The 19,761-nt window shown below is 42.4% G+C and carries 19 protein-coding genes and 1 pseudogene; 6 read left to right on the top strand and 14 right to left on the bottom strand.

The genetic code is table 11. The annotated features are described in order from the left end of the window. Nucleotides 1-9 precede the first annotated feature (9 nt). From IH598_11150 to IH598_11140, 3 genes are all read right to left on the bottom strand, one after another. A complete protein-coding gene (locus IH598_11150) occupies nucleotides 10-390 on the bottom strand; it encodes a twin-arginine translocase TatA/TatE family subunit (GenBank protein MBE0639066.1) in 381 nt (126 codons plus the stop codon). Nucleotides 391-499: 109 nt separating this feature from the next. Further along, the gene (gene secDF / locus IH598_11145; GenBank protein MBE0639065.1) at nucleotides 500-3,631 is read right to left on the bottom strand and encodes a protein translocase subunit SecDF; all 3,132 of its coding nucleotides are present in this window, start codon (nucleotides 3,629-3,631) and stop codon (nucleotides 500-502) included. Nucleotides 3,632-3,808: 177 nt separating this feature from the next. Further along, nucleotides 3,809-5,776 (bottom strand): dihydrofolate reductase, encoded by a 1,968-nt coding sequence (locus IH598_11140; GenBank protein MBE0639064.1) that lies wholly within the window; start codon nucleotides 5,774-5,776, stop codon nucleotides 3,809-3,811. A 118-nt stretch (nucleotides 5,777-5,894) separates the two neighbouring features. On the opposite strand from IH598_11140, the gene IH598_11135 reads away from it, so the two are divergent. The 3 genes from IH598_11135 to IH598_11125 are packed head-to-tail and all read left to right on the top strand — an operon-like array spanning nucleotide 5,895 to nucleotide 6,777. Further along, nucleotides 5,895-6,197, top strand: a complete 303-nt coding sequence (locus IH598_11135; protein ID MBE0639063.1) for a hypothetical protein — start codon at nucleotides 5,895-5,897, stop codon at nucleotides 6,195-6,197. Then, on the top strand, nucleotides 6,152-6,580 hold the full coding sequence (locus tag IH598_11130) for a nucleotidyl transferase AbiEii/AbiGii toxin family protein (protein ID MBE0639062.1): 429 nt from the start codon (nucleotides 6,152-6,154) through the stop codon (nucleotides 6,578-6,580). The genes IH598_11135 and IH598_11130 overlap by 46 nt, the downstream gene beginning before the upstream one ends. After that, complete coding sequence (locus tag IH598_11125; GenBank protein ID MBE0639061.1) at nucleotides 6,559-6,777, top strand: hypothetical protein; 219 nt, start codon at nucleotides 6,559-6,561, stop codon at nucleotides 6,775-6,777. Before IH598_11130 ends, IH598_11125 begins: the two co-directional genes overlap by 22 nt. A gap of 51 nt (nucleotides 6,778-6,828) precedes the next feature. Here the strand turns inward: IH598_11125 and IH598_11120 are convergent, their stop codons facing one another. After that, a complete protein-coding gene (locus tag IH598_11120) occupies nucleotides 6,829-8,343 on the bottom strand; it encodes an NAD(P)H-hydrate dehydratase (GenBank protein MBE0639060.1) in 1,515 nt (504 codons plus the stop codon). A gap of 184 nt (nucleotides 8,344-8,527) precedes the next feature. Here IH598_11120 and IH598_11115 point away from each other — a divergent pair, with 184 nt between their 5' ends. Genes IH598_11115 through IH598_11105 form a run of 3 tightly spaced genes read left to right on the top strand, consistent with a single transcriptional unit; the run spans nucleotide 8,528 to nucleotide 12,569 of the window. Further along, nucleotides 8,528-9,070: a hypothetical protein gene (locus IH598_11115; GenBank protein MBE0639059.1), complete on the top strand. Its 543-nt coding sequence runs from the start codon at nucleotides 8,528-8,530 to the stop codon at nucleotides 9,068-9,070. A gap of 2 nt (nucleotides 9,071-9,072) precedes the next feature. After that, nucleotides 9,073-9,963, top strand: a complete 891-nt coding sequence (locus IH598_11110) for a 4-hydroxy-tetrahydrodipicolinate synthase (protein ID MBE0639058.1) — start codon at nucleotides 9,073-9,075, stop codon at nucleotides 9,961-9,963. A 17-nt stretch (nucleotides 9,964-9,980) separates the two neighbouring features. Continuing rightward, entirely contained in the window at nucleotides 9,981-12,569 is a 2,589-nt protein-coding gene (locus IH598_11105; GenBank protein MBE0639057.1) for a PKD domain-containing protein, read from the top strand. 253 nt (nucleotides 12,570-12,822) lie between these two features. Here IH598_11105 and IH598_11100 read toward each other — a convergent pair. The 10 genes and pseudogenes from IH598_11100 to IH598_11055 all read right to left on the bottom strand — a co-directional run. Continuing rightward, a pseudogene (locus IH598_11100) lies at nucleotides 12,823-13,121 on the bottom strand (helix-turn-helix transcriptional regulator). Nucleotides 13,122-13,208: 87 nt separating this feature from the next. Further along, complete coding sequence (locus IH598_11095; GenBank protein MBE0639056.1) at nucleotides 13,209-13,619, bottom strand: type II toxin-antitoxin system VapC family toxin; 411 nt, start codon at nucleotides 13,617-13,619, stop codon at nucleotides 13,209-13,211. Beyond that, nucleotides 13,612-13,824 carry a hypothetical protein gene (locus IH598_11090; GenBank protein MBE0639055.1) on the bottom strand — a complete coding sequence of 71 codons (213 nt, stop codon included), beginning with the start codon at nucleotides 13,822-13,824 and terminating at the stop codon, nucleotides 13,612-13,614. Before IH598_11090 ends, IH598_11095 begins: the two co-directional genes overlap by 8 nt. Before the next feature lie 39 nt (nucleotides 13,825-13,863). Further along, nucleotides 13,864-14,268, bottom strand: coding sequence for a type II toxin-antitoxin system VapC family toxin (locus IH598_11085; GenBank protein ID MBE0639054.1), 405 nt, complete (start codon nucleotides 14,266-14,268; stop codon nucleotides 13,864-13,866). Continuing rightward, on the bottom strand, nucleotides 14,250-14,483 hold the full coding sequence (locus IH598_11080) for a hypothetical protein (protein MBE0639053.1): 234 nt from the start codon (nucleotides 14,481-14,483) through the stop codon (nucleotides 14,250-14,252). Before IH598_11080 ends, IH598_11085 begins: the two co-directional genes overlap by 19 nt. Nucleotides 14,484-14,646: 163 nt before the next feature. Continuing rightward, nucleotides 14,647-16,008, bottom strand: coding sequence for a T9SS type A sorting domain-containing protein (locus IH598_11075; protein ID MBE0639052.1), 1,362 nt, complete (start codon nucleotides 16,006-16,008; stop codon nucleotides 14,647-14,649). 38 nt (nucleotides 16,009-16,046) lie between these two features. Further along, a complete protein-coding gene (locus tag IH598_11070; protein ID MBE0639051.1) occupies nucleotides 16,047-18,446 on the bottom strand; it encodes a DUF1566 domain-containing protein in 2,400 nt (799 codons plus the stop codon). Nucleotides 18,447-18,802: 356 nt separating this feature from the next. Then, entirely contained in the window at nucleotides 18,803-19,156 is a 354-nt protein-coding gene (locus tag IH598_11065; protein ID MBE0639050.1) for a DUF5615 family PIN-like protein, read from the bottom strand. Then, the gene (locus IH598_11060) at nucleotides 19,153-19,386 is read right to left on the bottom strand and encodes a DUF433 domain-containing protein (protein ID MBE0639049.1); all 234 of its coding nucleotides are present in this window, start codon (nucleotides 19,384-19,386) and stop codon (nucleotides 19,153-19,155) included. Before IH598_11060 ends, IH598_11065 begins: the two co-directional genes overlap by 4 nt. Before the next feature lie 105 nt (nucleotides 19,387-19,491). After that, on the bottom strand, nucleotides 19,492-19,761 hold a 270-nt coding region (locus tag IH598_11055; protein MBE0639048.1), incomplete at its 5' end, for a type II toxin-antitoxin system RelB/DinJ family antitoxin.

The following is a 19,761-nucleotide window of genomic DNA, read 5'->3' as shown; positions in this document are numbered from 1 at the left end:
CCAGGGGCATTACACAATGCTGTTATCAATTTTTTTATCAGGCTTGTCCGGAACCTGGTCTAAATTGTATGGGTCGGTGTACGTTTCATTTATTTCTTCCTTTTCAGTTGCAACTGATGGCGTTTTTTTAAACTTTTCCGGATTAACGTCAGGATTTAATTGCCGGAACTCCTCATTCAGTTCCTGTTTAATGTTTTGGGTTGTTTTTCTGATGTCCCCGGTTTCGCGATCGATTTCGTCTCTGATTTCGCTGGTGGCACGCTTGATTTGATTGATCCCTTTACCCATCCACCTGGCGATCTCAGGAATTTTGTCCGGTCCAAAAATGAGGAAAATCACCAGGACAATGATAAACAATTCCCCACCGCTGATATTGAAAAATGCTAAGATCAAAATAGTTTGATTAGGCTGATTATGCGGCGCAAAGATAAATAAAAGCCCCGACCAGAATCAATTCTTTAGCCGGGGCTGAAAATTTTTGAATGAGATGAAGTCTCTCTTATTTTAATTCTTTTTTCTTTTTCTTGTTCATCAACATATCGTAGGCAATAGGACTTGCAACAAAAAGTGAAGAATAAGTTCCAACTAAAATACCCATAAACAGAGCAAAGGTAAATCCACGGATCACCTCGCCGCCAAAGATGAAAATCGCCAATAACACCACGAGGGTAGTTCCCGCCGTATTAAGGGTTCTTCCAAGGGTACTGTTCAATCCATCGTTGATGTTTGTTGACAATGTCTTTTTCGGGTGCAGGAAAACGTATTCCCTGATCCTGTCGAAAACGATCACAGTATCGTTGATGGAGTAACCAATGATAGTGAGAAGCGCAGCAATAAATGCCTGATCGATCTCAAGATTGAAGGGTAAAACGTTATAAAAAATGGAGAATAAACTAATAGTGATCAATGAGTCGTGGAATAAGGCAAGTACACCGGAAAGCCCGAATTGCCAACGCTTAAATCTTATGGCGATATAAATAAAGATCACGATCAATGCAAAAATTACGGCCATAACAGCCCTGTTCCTGATGTCGGAGGCAATAGTTGGTCCTACCTTTTGTGAACTTAAAATTCCCGTGAGTTTTTCCTGATCCGTATCAGCAACAAAATCCTGGTAAGTTAAGTTTTTATCGGTGTAAAAAACGGAAAGACTCTCATACAACTTGCGCTGGATGATAGAGTCAACTGCCGGCGAATCGTCGTCAATTCTGTATTTGGTTGTGATTTTTACCTGGGAGCTTGGGCCAAAGGTTTTTACTTCAGGTTGCTGCTCAAAGGGGGCAACGAGCGCTGCTCTTATTTCATTGGTATTCACCGGTTGATCAAAACGAATCACATAGGTTCTACCACCTGAGAAATCCACACCATAGTTTACTCCTCTGATGGCTATGGAAGCCAGACCAATAATTATGATCGCAGCGGATAAGATGTAAGCTTTTTTTCTCATTCCAAGGAAGTCAATATTTACTGACGATAAGGCGTTGATTGTAATTTTGTTACCAAAAGCAATTGCTTTGTTTTTTGACAGAAAATGATCAAAAATGATTCTTGAAATAAGAATTGCCGTGAACAATGATGAAAGAATACCGATAATCAGCGTAGTCGCAAAACCCTGGACAGGTCCGGTTCCAAACGTATAGAGTACAATGGCTGTAAGCAGAGTGGTAACGTTACCGTCGATGATGGCTGAATAAGCATTTTTAAAACCATCGCTGATGGCTAACTTCATCCCTTTACCTGCCCTGACCTCCTCTTTCACGCGCTCAAAAATGATCACGTTGGCATCCACAGCCATACCGAGTGTAAGAACGATACCGGCAATACCGGGCAGTGTAAGAACAGCTCCCAATGAGGCAAGTATCCCGAAAATGAAAAGGATATTGACAAGCAATGCAAGGTCAGCAACCCAGCCGGCTCTGTTATAGTAAAGGATCATGTAGATCAGTACGAGGAAAAATGCGATAATAAATGAGGTGAGGCCATTGGTAACAGCAACTTGCCCGAGTGAAGGGCCAACAACAGCTTCTTCAACAATTCTTGCGGGTGCAGGAAGTTTACCGGCTTTGAGGATGTTTGCCAAATCCTGAGCTTCTGCCACTTCAAAATTTCCGGTGATGGATGAGCGGCCGCTGGGGATTTCGTCATTAACATTGGGCGCTGAATACACATAATCATCAAGCACAATGGCGACCTGTCGACCAATATTGTCACCGGTAAGCCTGCGCCAGATTCTTGCACCTTCCGAGTTCATGGTCATGGTAACCTCAACTCTTCCACTGGTGGGTTCAAAATCCTGACGTGCGTCAACAATCACACCCCCGTCAAGTGGCGGTGTTCCATCGCGTGATGTAACCTTCAGCGCAACAAGTTCAAGTAGTCCGGGCGCCCATTTTTCAGGTTTTATCTTCCATGCAAGCTTGAGGTTTCTCGGGAAAATTTCATCAACTCTCCTCAGATAATCGTTAATTCTGGCGGTATCCTTGATTTCAGCAAACCCAACAGTGGCAGTGTTGGCCGGTTGCCAGCCCCCGCTTTCAGTTTGTTGTAAGTTTGGCCGTAAATAAGCAAACAATGGATTAGTCTTGGCAATTTCTTCGACTGATTTCGATTCCTGATCAGCAGTTGTTTCTCCAATTTCATCAAGTAATTTTGAGCTCAACGTATCCTGTATGCTGTCAGTATTGTCTTCAGGAGTGACCAGTGTATCTGACGAAGTGGGTTGAGCTGCTTCTGCTTCATTGGTTTCTGAAGTTTCATCGGTTTCAGTATCAACTTCTGCCAAATTCAGCACACTGATCAGTTTTTGGTCAGCAGTTTCAAAATAAGTGTAAACTTCAGGAAAAGTGTAGGTTTCCCAGAATTCCAACTGGGCAGTTCCCTGCAGCAATTTTCTGACACGTTCCGGCTCCTTGATCCCCGGAAGCTCTACCAAAATCCTGCCGGCAGTTTGAAGGCGCTGAATGTTGGGTTGTGTTACTCCAAACCTGTCAATACGTGAACGAAGAATATTAAAGGTGCGGTCAATGGCCTGATCAGTTTCAATGCTAAGCACATTTAAAACATCGGCATTGGTTGAGTTAAACGTGATCTGGTCTTTGAATTCGGCCATGAAAATGGATGCCAGCTGGAAATTGGGATCAATCTCCTCAATAGCGTCTCCAAACAATGTAACGAAATCATCCTGACTTGATCTTTCTTTCAACTTTGCCAATTCGATGGCCTGCTGGAAAGTCGGATTCTGGCTGTTGCCTGATAAGGCAACAATAATATCAGCAACTGCAACCTGAAGAGTGACGTTCATCCCGCCTTTAAGGTCGAGACCCAGGTTCAGTTCGCGTTCTTTTACTTCCCTGAAGGTATATTTTCTGAGCAGAATATTGTAAACTACCTGACCCGACATGGAGTCAAGGAAGTAGGTTTCTCTGGCTCTTGATATGGAGTCGTAAACATATTGCTGCCTGGCCACATCACCCCCCGTAAGAACACTGGCCAATCTATTTGTTTCAGCACTGTGTGCATATGCACTTGCTTTCTTCTCAACCCTTGATGTAACAAAGGTAAAGGATAAGTGAAACAAACAAACCAGAGCAAACAGAATGGCAATGCCCTTGATAAATCCTTTGTTTTGCATGTGTAAATTGATTTTGAATAATAATTACTTCAAATTAGATTACCTTAAAATTTTGAGGGTGCAAATATAGAACAACATTTACAATTAACAAGTAACATGAAAGAACAAATTATTGGTTTATCATTGCCATTGTCCGTGAGCAAAGGGTTTCAGGTAAAAGGACAATCAAATGGAAGGTTAGTTTATGAGGGGTAAAAAGACGTAATTTTCTGCATATTCGAGCATTTGTTCATCGAAATAATACGGATAACTGATGTTTACTTCATCAATTTTACCATTTTTGTAAACCGGTGATAATTTTGGATTGATGAATCCCGAGTAAGTAGCAATCTTAAGTTCCTTCCATCTTTTTAACACTTCATCATGAAGTGCCGGATCAACTTTTACCCCATAATTTTCGACCAGTTGTTTGGCGCCTACCAGATCACCTTCTGATTTAATACGTTGAATATCATATAATAATTGTCCAAACAATGCTCTGAGTTTCTGATAATCGTTGATCACGAAAAAGGTTTTTCCGTCACGGTTTTTTTTCTCGATCACATTTTCAGGTAAACCTTTTTCATAGACCCATCCGGCGATCAATTGGCGGTTGCGCATGTGCGATTCTTCGATATTTTTGCCAGGTTCAACCCTAACCAGTTGAGTCATTAATCCTCCGGTGATGAATGAATTGTATTCGGCGTATCCCACTTCAAGTTCAGGCATCAGACCAAGTTCCAGAAGTTTTGGGTCAATGGCAAAATAAAGGGCAAACAGGTCGGCGCGCGCTTCCTCGATGGTTGAGGCATAATTTTTCAGGGCGTCGGAAGGTACACCTTTTTTAAGCGTTCCTGATCCATGCCCAATAATTTCATGTAAGTCAACATGCAAAACGGTGGCAATGCTTCCCCATTTTCTGGCGATTTCCACTTCCTTTTCCGACCAGGAAAACTCCTCGAGTGCCCCTGATTCTTTGGAGGCTTCATTGTAAGCGGACATAATATTGATCAGCGAAACCGACTTCGATCCGTGTTCCGCCCTTATCCAGTCAGCATTTGGCAGGTTAATGCCAATAGGAGAGGCCGGTGAACAATCACCTGATTCCACAACAACATGAATGCCCCGCGCTGATATGCCGGTCACCACTTCTTTTTTGTATTCTACCGGAATAGGAGAATTGTCTTCGAACCATTGTGCATTCTCGCTAATGATTCTGGCGCGTCGGGTTGCTTCCGGGTCACGGATTGAAACCACCGACTCAAAAGTGGCCTTCCGCCCAAGCGGGTCACCGTATACTTCGATGAAACCATTAACCACATCCACATCCGATGCCACATCATTTAACCACAGGATACAATATTCATCGAACAACTTCAGGTCGCCGGTTTGATAGAATTCAACCAGTTTTTTCAACGCGGCCTCCTGGGTTGGCGACTCAGCCACTGATAAAGCTTTTTCAAGCCAGACAACAATTTGATCCATCGCTTGAGTGTACATTCCACCAACTGCCCAAACTTTTTCAACTATGCTGTCGTTCTCTTTGACCAATTTTGAATTCAGACCATAAGAAATGGGTTTCTGCTCTCCGGGTATGACCATTTTGGCGTAAAACGCCTCTACTTCAGTTTGAGTCAACCCTTCATAAAAATTGTTGGCCGAAGCAGTAATCAAATCAACTCCACTTTCCAGCGACACCCTTTTGCTATCGATTTGTGGGTCGAAAATTAGAGGGATGATTTTTTCGGTGAACTCATCCGGGTTCACAAAATATTCAGCAAAATCTTCAAAAGGGATACAGCCGATCAGTTCCCGGAAGTAGCCGGTTGAAATTTCCGGTACGAATTTATCCATTGAGTTGTGATGATGGATGCCGTTGGAAAACCAGACCCGTTTCACATAAATCATGAATTTTTCCCATTTCCCGCAATTTCGGTCACCCTGGTAATGGTTTACGATTTGCTCAAGCGTTCGGCGAATTAAGAGATTGTACCGGTAGTTTTGATCCCAGATGATATCGCGTCCGGCAAGGGCAGCCTCGTAAAGGTAATACAGCAACTCTTTCTTTTTCAATGGCAGTTGCTCAAAGCCGGGAACCTGGTAACGAAGTATTCTGAAATCGCCAAATTGTTCGGCAAGTACTTTGAATTGATCAGTGCTGTTCATGTGAACTTAATTTTTTTTGAGCGGCGAAGATACGTAAATAGGCCCTGGAAGGTAAGCGATTAGTAATAATTTTTAGTCGGCCGGGGGTTATTTCAATCAGGATTAGTAATTTTGCACCATGGAAAAACTCTCAAAACCACAATTTGACAAGCGTATTTTTTGGGACATCAATTTTGACAACTTAGATGTTGATAAAAGAGCCAATTTTGTGATTGAGCGGGTTTTTGATCGTGGTGATGTGGAGGACATTCGTACATGTCGCCGATATTATGGAGACTTGAAAGTTACAAAAGTTTTAATGAATGCAAAGTTTCTGTCTGAACATACCCTTCAATTTGTAAGCGCCTTATTTGATTTACCAATAAGTGAATTTAGATGTTACAAGCAAAGGCAATTGACCCCAACACTTTTTCCTTATTAAAGAAGCTGATGGAATTACCATCACTTAAGCAGTTTTATCTGGTCGGAGGTACCGCACTTTCACTGCGTTTTGGCCATCGTACTTCTATTGATCTTGATTTATTTTCTCATGAGAAATTTGACCAACAATTCATCGTACAAAAGTTGGAGCCAGTATTCGGAGAAAAGTTCAATCTTAGAGTTGTACATTCAAGTGTTGGGATTTTTTGTTTCATTGGAAATGTAAAGGTGGATTTTGTTCATTTTCCTCATGGAAATATTTCACCTGTTGAAGTTGAAGATGGTATCAGATTATGCAGCATAGGTGATATTTCAGCGATGAAAATCCAGGCTATCTTAGGTAGAGCTAATAAAAAGGATTTTTGGAATTGTTCGAATTGCTGAAACATTTCCCTTTGCAACAACTCATGGATTGGCACAAACAGAAATTTCCAAACCAGATGCTTGCTATTAGCATTCCGCATGCCATAACTTACTTTAGTGAAGCTGAAGATAGTGAGGCACCGGTGAGTTTAAAAGGTCAAACATGGAGCCAGGTAAAGAAAGGCATTTCAAAAGCTGTGAATGATTACCTGAAATGAAAATTCATCAATAGAAATATTAAGTCTAATTACCATTGTTTAATCAGCCGATTAAAACTTCCTCAGCTTTAAAAATGATTTTCCCAATGATCCAATGATATCACCTGCGATCATGGCTTCCCGGGAGTATTTCCTTGCTGCCATGTCGCCGGCAAGGCCATGCAGGTAAACACCGAGTATACAAGCTTGCTGAGGGTGATAATTCTGCGCCAGCAGCCCAAGAATAATTCCTGTCAGCACATCACCACTGCCACCTGTGGCCATCCCCGGGTTGCCGGTGGTGTTGAAAAAACATTTTCCCTCCGGGGTAGAAATGCAGGTGTTGGCGCCTTTAAGCACAATATAAACATGATGCAAAACCGAAAATTCTCGCTGCTGCTTATTGCGTTCAAATTCGTTGTGGGTTTTCCCGAACAGGCGCTCAAATTCTTTTGGATGGGGTGTTAATATACTTTTTTGAGGTAAAAATGAAATCCAGGTTTTGTTTTCAGCAAGGATATTTAAAGCATCCGCATCAAGAAGCAATGGAACCCCTGTATTCTGAATGAGCAATTTCACAGCCTGTTGTGTTTCTTTTGCAACACCCAATCCGGGGCCTAATCCAATTGCATTGTATGGAGAAAGATCAGGATGCTTGCTGAAATGTAGCTCATTTTCATCAATGCTCACCATGGCTTCGGGTGCAGAAGTTTGTAAGATGGAATAGCCTGATTTTGGTATATGAGCGGTAACCAAACCGGCGCCAGCCCTCAGAACTGCTTTGGCCCCCAGCACTGCAGCGCCCATTTTTCCGTATCCGCCGGCTATAAAGAGAGCATGTCCAAAATGCCCTTTATGCGCAACACGGCTGCGGGTTCTCAACCTCGAAATTGCATCTTCCCGATCAACAGTAAAATTGTTCAGCGCCAATTTTTCAGTAAATTCTTCTGACAGGCCGATCGGCAATACATGCCATTTTCCAACAAACTGTTCATTTTCAGGAAATAAAAAGGATAGTTTCGGGAATTGAAAAGTCAGCGTGAAATCAGCTTCAATGATTGCTCCGCCATTAGTTGCAGAATGATTATCGGTAAAAAGTCCGGATGGGATATCAATGGAGATGGTTGTAACTAAGCTACGGTTGATGTGCTGAATCACTTTTGCCGGGAAACCCGTGACCGGTTTCGACAATCCCGATCCGAAAATGGCATCAATCACCATACTCCCGGCCATGATTTCAGGTAAAGCCTCATGCTCTTTTAACTTAATTATTTCAGTTTCTCCAGCGCTTTCGAGCCTTTGAAGGTTGATTGCAAAGTCGTCAGAAAATTTTTCTGAAAACAACAGGATAAAGGTTTTAACTTTAAAACCATTTCTGGTTAAGAGCCTGGCAACCACCAGCCCGTCGCCTCCGTTATTTCCCGGTCCGCAAAAAATATTGATCATCTTTGCCCGGTCAACCCTTTTCCTGATCCATTTGTAACATTGTGTTGCTGCCCGTTCCATCAGGTCAATGGATGCAATGGGCTCGTTTTTAATGGTATAGGCATCTGCTTCTCTTATCAGCTCAACAGGTAAGATTTTCATAGCGAAATTTTTTCCGTAAAAATAACCATTTTTTTCCATACTTTTCTTCTGTCCTATCCTGCCTGCCCGGCCATTTTTTTCGTCATTGGTTTCCAGACTTGCTTCACCTCTTAGAATGAAAAATTTAACTCCCACTCAAAATAGTTTTATACTTTTGAGGTTCATTTTGGAATTCAATTTTCTGATGCTTCATTTTATCCGATCATACATCATCCGTTTCCTTATCCAAAGGGAATTAAAGACATTTACCAGGACAAAAAAGGTGGTCAATCTTGCGCAGGCAAGCAGCATCGGGATCATTTTTTCGCTCGAAAGCGAGGAGGAATACCAGTATATCAATTCAATTTCGTCCAAATTGATCCAGGCAGGAAAGGATGTGAAAATCATTGGTTTTATCCCTGATAAAGTGATTCCGAATTACTACCTGGCCAAGCTTAAGATGGATATTTTTACAAAAAAAGAACTCAATTTTTTGGGGATTTGCAAAAAGCCAATCGTCGAACGGTTTATAAATGAAGAATTTGATCTTTTGGTTGACCTGAGTCCGGTGGACTACCTCTCTCTCGATTACATCTCAGGTTGCTCACATGCCAACTTCAAAACAGGACGATTCAGGGAAAACATGATTGATGTTTTTGATTTTATGATCAAAAAACCCGAAGAAATGAGCAACAAAACCTTTTTTGAAACGGTGGTTAACTATCTTCGAACAATCAATACCAAATAAATATGGAGCACAAGTTTAAAGGTACGGGAGTAGCGCTGGTGACGCCGTTTCACAAATACGGAACAATTGATTTTACTTCACTTGAGAAGATGGTTGAGCATGTTATCGGTGGTGGTGTGAACTATTTGGTTGTACTGGGAACTACAGGCGAATCGTCCACCATGTCGGATGACGAGCGGAACGCCGTGATTGAATTTGTGATTGAGACCTGCAATAAACGGTTACCGGTTGTTATCGGTGTTGGCGGAAACAATACACAGGAAATCGTGAACAGGATCAAAAATATGTCGTTTGATGGGATTGACGGAATTCTTTCCGTTTGCCCCTATTACAACAAGCCCCAGCAGAAGGGAATCTTTTATCATTATACTACCATTGCCAGCGTTTGTCCGGTTCCGATCATTCTTTACAATGTTCCGGGTCGCACGGGAACCAATATGAAAGCCGAAACCACCGTGCAACTTGCTAAAGAGGTGGATAATATTGTTGCTATTAAAGAAGCCTCGGGTAACTTTTCCCAGATAATGGAAATACTTCGCGGTAAACCTGAGGATTTCACAGTAATTTCCGGGGACGACGCATTAACGCTTCCCCTCATGGCGCTTGGCGCTGAAGGAGTTATCTCTGTTGTTGCCAATGCTTTTCCTTCCGAGTTCTCAAAGATGGTGAACCTTTGCCTGGCACACAAATTTGCAGATGCTCAGAAAATTCATTACGCGCTGCTGCCCTTTATCGAAAAGCTTTTTGAAGACGGAAGTCCAGGGGGAGTAAAAGCAGCCCTGCAGATCATGGGACTCTGCGAAAACAGCCTCAGACTGCCGGTGGTTAAAGTAAACAAGGCCATCTATTTTCAACTTCAACAACTAATCAACGAATTTTCATCCAACAAATAATTCAAACTTTTTCTCTCATGTATTTTAAATCTCTACTAACTGCACTACTTTGCTTGTTTTTACTGCAACAGGCTTTCACACAACAGCAGGAAATCTCACAAACTATTGATGAGATTTTCGGATCAAGAGGCGAAATTTATTTCCGGTTCGATGCTGAAAGTGCTGATTTGGTAACACTATCGAGAATAATTTCAATTGATCAGGTGAAAGGTAAAACTGTTTTTGCCTATGCCAACAAAAGTGAATTTGCAGGCTTTTTGAAAGAGGAGCTTGCGTATGAACTTTTACCCAAGCCCGGCGAATTGATCAAAAACCCGAAAATGCTCGACGAGGTGAATATCCGAGAAATTACCGAATGGGATTTTTACCCGACTTACACGGCGTATCTGGATATGATGAACCAGTATGCAACAGATTACCCTGCTTTATGCGAAGTCTTCAGCATTGGTCAGTCAGTGCAGGGTAGGCAATTGATGATGGCTAAAATTTCGAAAAATGTCAGCACAAGGGAAGCGGAACCTCAGTTTCTTTACACCGGCACTATTCATGGCGATGAAACAACCGGTTATATACTGTTGTTGCGGTTGATCGATTATTTGCTCGAAAATTACGGCACCGACCCAAAAGTCACCTACTTACTCGACAATGCCGAGATATGGATTAACCCGGCTTCCAATCCAGATGGAACTTATCACGGCGGAAATAATACAGTGAATGGAGCTCAGCGATACAATGCCAATGATATTGATTTAAACCGCAATTATCCAGACCCCGAAGACGGACCCCATCCCGATGGCAACGCATGGCAACCTGAGACGATTGCTTTCATGCAACTGGCCGAAGATAATCATTTCGTGATGTCGGGCAATACCCATGGTGGCGAGGAGGTGCTGAATTATCCCTGGGATACATGGCCCACCTTACACGCTGATGATGACTGGTGGATTTATGTTTGCCGCCAGTACGTCGATACCGTGCACCTTTATTCGCCTGCCAATTACATGAACGAGTTCGACAACGGGATTACGAACGGTTATGCCTGGTACTCCATCAGCGGCGGAAGACAGGATTACATGAATTATTTTCACAATTGCCGGGAGTTAACCATGGAGATTTCGGACACGAAATTACTTCCACCTTCCCAATTGCCTTCACACTGGAACTGGAATTTTCGTTCTTTACTTAACTATATTGAGCAGAGCACCTATGGAATCAATGGCATTGTTACCAATAACACAACAGGATTGCCATTGAATGCAAAAGTTACAATTGTAGGTCATGATTTCGATAATTCCTTCGTATTTACCGATCCTCAAACCGGGTTCTACCAGCGGTTGCTCGAAGCCGGGACCTATGACCTGACCTTCACCGCTCCGGGACATTACCCGGTGACAGTTCAGGATGTTGTGGTTACCCGTTACAACACAGTCAGCGTAGATGTACAGATGGATGCCGGCGAGCTGGCTGCTGATTTTTCAGCATCGTCCAACATCATTTCGGTTGGCAGTGCGGTAAATTTCCAGGATGAATCCTATGGCGCCCCGACAAGCTGGCAATGGCAGTTCCCCGGCGGGGCTCCTGCCACTTCGCAATCCCAAAACCCTCAAAATATCGTTTATTCCGCTGCAGGTTCATTCCCGGTAACGCTGACGGTGACTGACAGCAACGGCAATCAGAATACAATCACAAAACAGGATTTTATCACAGTGAATGCCGAATTCCTGATGAACAACCAGACCATCACCATTTGCTCGGGTAATTTTTATGATTCCGGCGGCGAGACCGGCAACTATGATGACAACGAAAATTATATCATGACCATTAAACCCGAGACTACCGGGGCCAACATCATTGTCCAGTTTGTATCGTTTGATGTCGAATACCAATCCTCCTGCAATTACGACTGGCTGAAAATTTATGATGGAACGAGCACTTCATCGCCACTTATCGGCACGTATTGCGGAACCAACTCGCCCGGAACTATCGAAGCTTCTAATGCACAGGGAGCGCTTACCTTCCGTTTTCAATCCGATAACTCGGTTACAAAAGCAGGTTGGAAAGCCATTGTCAGTTGCAGCTTTGTCGGGCTGCCACCTGTAGCCGGTTTCACGGCCGACCAAACCGAAGTAAACATAGGCGAAACCGTCTATTTTACTGATCTTTCCACCAACAGTCCAACGTCCTGGCTTTGGCATTTCGAAGGGGGTAACCCATCCACCTCTTCAGCACAATTTCCTACAGTAATTTATCCTGATCTGGGAGAATTTGACGTGAAACTGGTAGTTGAGAATGCCTACGGCATAGATTCGGTAATTTACGAAAATTATATCAAGGTGGACAGCGCCATCGGCATTGCCAAAGTCCATTCCAACAGTCTGAATATCTATCCCAATCCGGTAAACATTGATCTGATCACCATCACTTCAGCCACACCCATTGCTGAGGTTACTATTTATGACCTGTACGGCAAAGTCCTGATCAGGGAAAAGCAAAGTCATTCGGATTGTTTTCAGTTGAGCGTTGCCATCCTTCAAAATGGTATTTACCTGATCAAAGTGCTGGACGAAAGCGGCTGGAAAACCTCAAAGGTGACGGTGCTGAGGTAGGGGAGAGGAATTTGAAAGGAATTTCCCGGGTTTTAGATAACCTTGAGAAAGGCAGAACTACTTCATTTTCCGCAGAGGAATGGGACGAATACCCAAATCGTTTGCAGCAATGAGGAGGTTTATCTTTGAAGAGAGTGTCCTGGATGACTATAGTCTTTGGGCGGTTTATGACAAACGTGTACTTCAAAAGACACCCAACAAATAGCCTGCTTTTATTTACTGAAATGAACTAAGATTCTTTACTTGTCTTGATTTACATGAAAGTAATACCGATTTTCTTGTTCAGCCTTTTTCAAAAATTCGAATTAGCGTTCCCAATTGAATATTTCCTCGGGCATTCTCGATATTTGAAATGTAGCTTTTTTTTATTCCCGCCTTGTCGGCCAATTGTTCTTGTGTTAGTTGCGATTCAAGCCGTGCTTCTTTCAACATTTCACCAACGATGAACAGGGCTGCATTTTCTTCGTATTCATTACGGCTGTCGACGCCGATTTTGCCATGCTCCCTTTCAATGAGCTCATCAAAATTTGTTATCCCTCTATAATCTGTCATCACTTTCTTGCTTTAGATTCGAAATAGTTTTTTTTGAGTAACATGACTTTTTCAATTTCATATTTAGGTGTTTTCTGGAAAAAGCAATTATTTTTTAATCTCAATCACTTCGATTTCGTCAACATTGCTGAAGTCATCAATGTTAGCAGTTGCAACTGTTTTTAGGCCATTTGCCAGCATTAACGAAACAATCTCGATATCATAAACTCTGTTTCCCCGCGGATTGTACTTCCTTATTAAGGATTCAAAAATTTGTAAGCTGTTTTCAGAGGGTTTCAGAATTTCAAAATTCTCTTTGATGTCTGCATAAAACCCAAGTGTATTACTTAGGTCAAAATTAAGTTTGGAACAAACAGCAAAGAACTCCGAAATATTTTTTGTGGTAACAAACAGGTTATTGTCTTCACCCATTAATAGTTCAACTGCCTTTTGGTGAAATACAGAAGATTTATCAAAAGCGTAAATCAGAACATTTGTATCGGTTAGTATGCTATTCATAGGCAAAATCTCTGACGTTAATACTATCCAATTGATTGTTTAGATTAACAGCGCCCAGAAAATTCCATCTGCCTTTTTTCTTCACTTTTGCTTGCTTGGGAATCTCAATTATGGAGATGATCACTTCCTTTCCAATTAAATTACCAATATCGAAAAGCTGTATTACATTGCTCTCCAATTTTGTTTGAAATGTATGCGTATTCATATGCTTAATTTTTCTGCAAAGGTACAACTTAAACCAGCATCATTCAAGTCTTTTTGAGTTTGCCAAAATCTCATGGGGATTAACAATTTCAAGCGCTGAAATATCCTTGAAGTCTTTTGTGTTTCGGGTTAGTAGAATGAGTTCATTAACCAACGCTGTTGCGGCAATAATGGCATCTGGCAATTTTAACCTGAATGTTTTTCTGATTTCGATGGTTTTGAGGATGACGGTTTCCTCTAACAAAAAAACCATTGATGAATTGATGAACTCCGCAAGTACTTCAAGTTGTTTTTCATTTGCACCATGCCAGCTAAGGAGTTCTAACCTGGAAATTATCGAAATCTTTGGTTGAAAACTATCAATCAATTGATTAGCCTGTGGCGGAAGATTATTATTCAAATAATCAATCACAGCATTGGTGTCAATCAAATACGACTTTCCCATTTTTCACGAGATTCATTGACGTTTGCCTGAAATTCATTGTATTGTTCCTCTGTCAGATTCAATGTTCCTCTGAGGTGGGAGAACTCCTTTCCTAAAGATTCAATCTTTACCACAGGCAAAATAATTACCTCCACCTGTTTTTCATTGAAATCATCAGGTAAAGTGATTTCCAAAGTTTGGCCTGTGACTTCTACTATTTGCCGGATTGCTTGCATGATTTTTATCCAATTATCTTTTGTGGCAAAGATACATAGAATTAAGGTGATTAGAATGTTGTGGACTAAAATTTCCCAAAGAAGCCCAAACCAACCAAAGAATGAAAAAACCCCGAAACCGCCTTGCGACGGTCCGGGGCTAAAAAGCGGCAATAGTCCTCAATTATTGCAGAATGAGTTTTCTGAAGATCGTGTTTCCGTTCTGTTGGATTTTTACCAGATAAACACCGGCCGGTACACTTGAAAGATCAATGCAGGCAACGCCTGATGAGCTGTGATGCGTGTTGATAACAACCCGTCCTCTGGCATCCGAAACGGCAATCTCAGCGCCATCCGAAATTCCTGTGATGTTGACAACACCTGCGGATGGATTGGGATAAATCTGAACGGATTGTGCTAATTCCTGAGACGTAACGCCTGTGGAGGCCTTGAAACCAGTGATAGCTGAAAGCCCGTGTGCTGCAAAAGCGCCATCTGCATTGGGTAAACTTTGATCAAAGGTAGGGAGCAACTGGATTTCTTTTTCTTCCGCAATGCTCCACAGCTTAAACTGAAGGGGCTCGCCTGCATCAAATCCGTCTTTTGCCGCTGTTGTTTCATCATTGGCAAAAGCGGTTAGGGCAATGCCGGAGTTGATTTCCATTACATCTGCCCTTCCGGCGCAAATTCCATCGGTGGTGAAAACACCAATGATATCACCCTGACTGATCCCACTGTTTACGAGTGCGCCTGCCGGAATGGCAATGGCGTGGGAAACAGCCGTGTAGCTGAGATCATTCCAGGGAGAACGGTTTTCCGGTTTTATTGACGGCGTTCCTGCTTTGGCATTTCCTGCACAAGCCGGAAACTCCACCGATCCCGCATTGCCGGAAGCGACCCAGTAAGCTTTTCCCGGTTGCAGTGCCGGCAAGGTATTGATGCCATGCTGTGGCCAGTACAACCCAACCCCGGCTACCTCCTTGATGATCTGAAAACCGCTAAGGCCGGCAAACAGTTGATCCGTGGCCACATCGCAGGAAGACAGCACAGGAATAAGGTTCCAGCCGCCTTCGATCTGGATGGTGTGATTGCTGAGTTTCTTCCCTACCATTTCCATTTCGATGGCAGCGCCGGTTTTGATCTGGTAACCGGTGGCATTGCTCCAGGTGCCAATGGTGTTGACGCCTCCGGCCGGATAATAAAACCCGTTCATTGTGGATAGAATAATAAACTCATTAGCATAAGGTGCAAACATGCCCTCCACGCTCTTGTTCACCGGCTCAACATAGCTTGAAATCCCGCTCCAGCCGGCAGGAATGTTGAGCAACTGCGCAATGTAAAAATTGTACGGTTGCTGGAAACCCTGGGTTAAGATAACTCCGCCACCCGAAAATGTTTCTGTGACAGACTCGCCCAAAGTCCAGTTTAAGGAGATGTTATCGCTTTCGTAATAGCCGCCGGCAGTGGCGATTACCTGCTGTGCGTTAATACTTAATGATAAATAAGAAAAATGTAGAACAAATAAAATATAGGTCAATTTTTTCATTTTGATAGCGTTGTAAATCATAAGCTAATTTTAAAAAGCTAAAATGCACGAATTGCACGTACACTGGTTAAATTCGACTTAGAATATGCACCGGACTGAGTTCCAGTATTAAAATATTGCATCCATGCAGCGTTTGATTGTGAACCATATTGAGAAGAACTCCAATAACCAGATTGCGCTGAAACATTAAAACCTCCAATAACTAACCTTTGAATGTACATTTGGTTGAGTTCGTCTTTTGAAGGTAGAAACCAGTCGCTGTATCCATTTAACTCCAAATCATTACAGAGACGAGCTGCGCCATTTTCGATGCATCCACTTACTATTAATATTGTGTTTTCATCTCCTTTACCAATATCAGTTGAAGTACCAGGAATATTTGTATTGTTACATCCCCATGAAATTCCACTGCTTTGATCAGTATTAGCAGCCACTAAGCCGTGAAATTGAGTCTCATCGAGATAGAAAATTATTCCACCACCATAATTTTGACCGATTGCAAAAGTTAGTGTTTGACTTGAAATTGCGGTTGCCTCAGAGGTACCACAGCCATTATAAGCCCAGACATATCTTACATAGAATGTTCCTGCGTTAAGTCCTGTTTCTGTATTTGTATTGTTGATACCCAAATCAATCGCAGTTTCAAAGTCATCTATAGTGTTCCATTTATATCCGGTTGCATCGTTAACAGTATCCCAGTTCCAGACAATAGAGGTTTGTGCCGGATCGTGAATTCCTTCCGCAGGTGATAAAGGAAAATTACCTGAAATTGTCTGGGACAAAATGGTTTTTTCAGATAAACCACAGTTATTGTAAACCCATACATATCGAATATAATTGGTGTCACATTCAATTCCTGCCTCAGTTTTTGATGTTTCCATTCCCATATCAAATGTTGCTCCATAGTTCGTTGATATGCCCCACCGGTAACCGGAAGCCCCCGGAACTGCCTCCCATTTCCAAATGACCTTCCCAGGAGTAACTGTATTCTGCATTGGCATAGTTTCAGGTACATCACATTCAGTAAAAGTCCTCCAGGCACCATTAGAATACACACTTAAAGATCCATTGTTTCCGCAATCAAGGCAAAATATCATAAGTCCTTCAGCAGGATTTGCAATTGCATTTTGCTGATCATAAGTTAAACGAGGCAGCAGCACCCCGTTGGTGGTGCTTGAAACTTCAAGAACAGCAGATGGAGCAGGATCGGTGGTTCCAATACCAACTTTCCCACTGTTGTTGTTTGATATATTACCACTGTTCTCTGTCCAGACAGAATTAAAGGTAGTACCATTGAGAGTCAGTCCGGAACCGGCCTGATAAGTGGTGTTGTCATCAATAACCGATCCTCCGTTCTGGGAAAGCGATATAATGTTGCCTGCCTTGGATATCGACTGTAATTCGTTAGCTGGGTTGGCATCGGCATCATTAACTGAAAAGGAACCGCCGTTTATGGAAAGTGTTACATCACTTCCGACCCTGCTCACTTGCTGAAGTTCATTGGCAGCATCATTGTCGTTATCAGCCACATTAATGGTTCCGCCGCCCTGCGATAAAGTTACTTCCAACCCATTATGGGTAAGGGTTTGCAATTCGTTTACCGGATCGGAATCATCATCTGAAACATCGAGGGTTGTACCCGTCCCGCCTGTTATTTCGAGCGATACCAGGTTACCGTTTTTGGTGTTGGCCAGGCTTTGGAGTTCGTTGGTGGGATTGGCATCGGCATCATCGACAGTAAAAGTTCCGCCGTTTTGCGATAAGGTTACCTCATTTCCAACTCTTGTTACCTGTTGGAGTTCGTTGGCAGGTTCATTGTCGTTGTCGGCAACCGAAACGGTTCCGCCACCTTGCGAAAGAGCAACTTCAAGTCCGTTTTGAGTCAGGTTTTGCAATTCGTTTGTTGGGTCGGCATCGGCATCTTCGGTTTCATCAATAAAAGAACCGCCGCCATTGGAAAGCATTACGGTTTGCCCGTCTTTGGTTATGGTTTGCAACTCGTTGGCCGGGTCGGCATCGGCATCGTCATTGTTTGCGGTATTTTCCGAAAACAGGGCATAAGGTACCGAAAGCAGTTGTGAAACCCCCATTAACTGGTAATTTAAACCACCGGTTTCATCCAACTCCAGTTTCAGGAAATAAGAATCAGCGGCCCAGTTAATTTCTGCAAAAGTTCCCGATACAACCTCATCCGGGTTGCCGATTTCAAGGTCGAATAGACCAAGGCTGTTAGTGGCTGACAGATGTCTTTCGCTGTAAACCACCATTCCGGAAGGATTTCCGGCAAGGATGGAAATCTGTACCGAGATTGCCTGATTTTCCAGCGGTTCACCGCTGGAATTTCGCGCTACCGCCTGGTATTTAAAGGCTTGCGGCGCCTGTGCGAGGACAAGGGTTGCAAGAATCAGCAACCCGGAGAGCAGAGTAAATTTTTTCATAAAAAAATAGGTTTTAATGTTTGCCCCCAGCCCCCGAAAGGCATTTAGTGAATTGGATCCCGAATCGCTACGCTCTCGGGATTTGTTCGACTTGATGATTTCGTTTCGCCCAGAAGCTCACAAAATCATAGTCTCACAAAAAAAGCGTGGGAACTGTAACCTATCCGCCTTAGAGGTATCGCCAAACACCCACGAGAACAAATAGAAACAGCCCACGCCTGTGGCGTGAGCGTGTTACTTTTAAGTCTTGTTCTCGTTTGAAAATTGGCGATTTTCTAAAGCAAGAATAAAAGCTAACGCTTTTTATTATTTATTTTAGTGTTGTTATGTCATTGTTTTTGAGTTGTTTAATGTCACTATTTACTTCCGGCAACGTAATGCTGATTTACTTCAACTAAGTTGCTATACTTTATCAATCCGGTTATTAAATCAAGGTTTCTATCAAAAATCTCGATGAGTTGTCTGTTTGAGATATTTCCTGTTTTAACCATGATTAATTTTTCTGGTAATCTGGAGATCATGTGAGAATTTAAAAAATCAACATCTTTAGTTACAACAATACGATTTTCGTCAGTAACAAGTTGAATTATCTCAGTATCACTTGTCCTGTTTTTCTTAGGCAAATCCAGTGTATGCATTGAATCAAATCCTTTCCGGGTAAAAAATTCGGACAGGCTTTTAGGCAACTGAGCGTCAATTAAAAATTTCATGAAGCCAGGGTGTAAATACTTTTTACCTGCGAAAGTTTTGCTGCGTAAGCAATGCATGCCAGAAAATCATCCCTTTCCAAATCAGGATAGTCTTCCAGCAATTCTTCAATGGTCATTCCCGAAGCCAGCAATTCGAGCATATTTTCAACTGGGTATCTCATTCCCCTGATTATCGGTTTCCCGTGGCAAATATCAGGGTCAATTGTAATTCGATTTATTAATTGTTCCATAGTATTATGATTTACCTTATTTTTCAATTTTTGTATGATTTATTCAATTTTTTCGCACCCATTTGCAATTGTCTGTTGCATCAAAGCCAGATCGGCCTGATCAATTTAGCCTGCAAATCTTTTCAGGTTTTGCTTTTTTGTTTTTGGTTCCGATAATAAGTCGGTAAACAAATCATCAGCACTATCACACAAAACCAGGTTTTTGCCTTCATCGGTTTCCTGCATGGTTTTTCTGGTTGTTGCGTTAGGAATTTTCACCTGAAAAGGAATTCCTTTGTTCTGACGAATCTGCCGGTAGAACAGGTCAATTGCATCCGAAGCGGTCAACCCCAGTCGTTGCAGGATTTCTTCCACTTCATGCTTTAATTTGGGTTC

The organism is Bacteroidales bacterium (assembly GCA_014860585.1).
Taxonomy (GTDB): Bacteria; Bacteroidota; Bacteroidia; order Bacteroidales; family 4484-276; genus RZYY01.
This window is presented reverse-complemented; position numbering and strand designations above follow the sequence as displayed.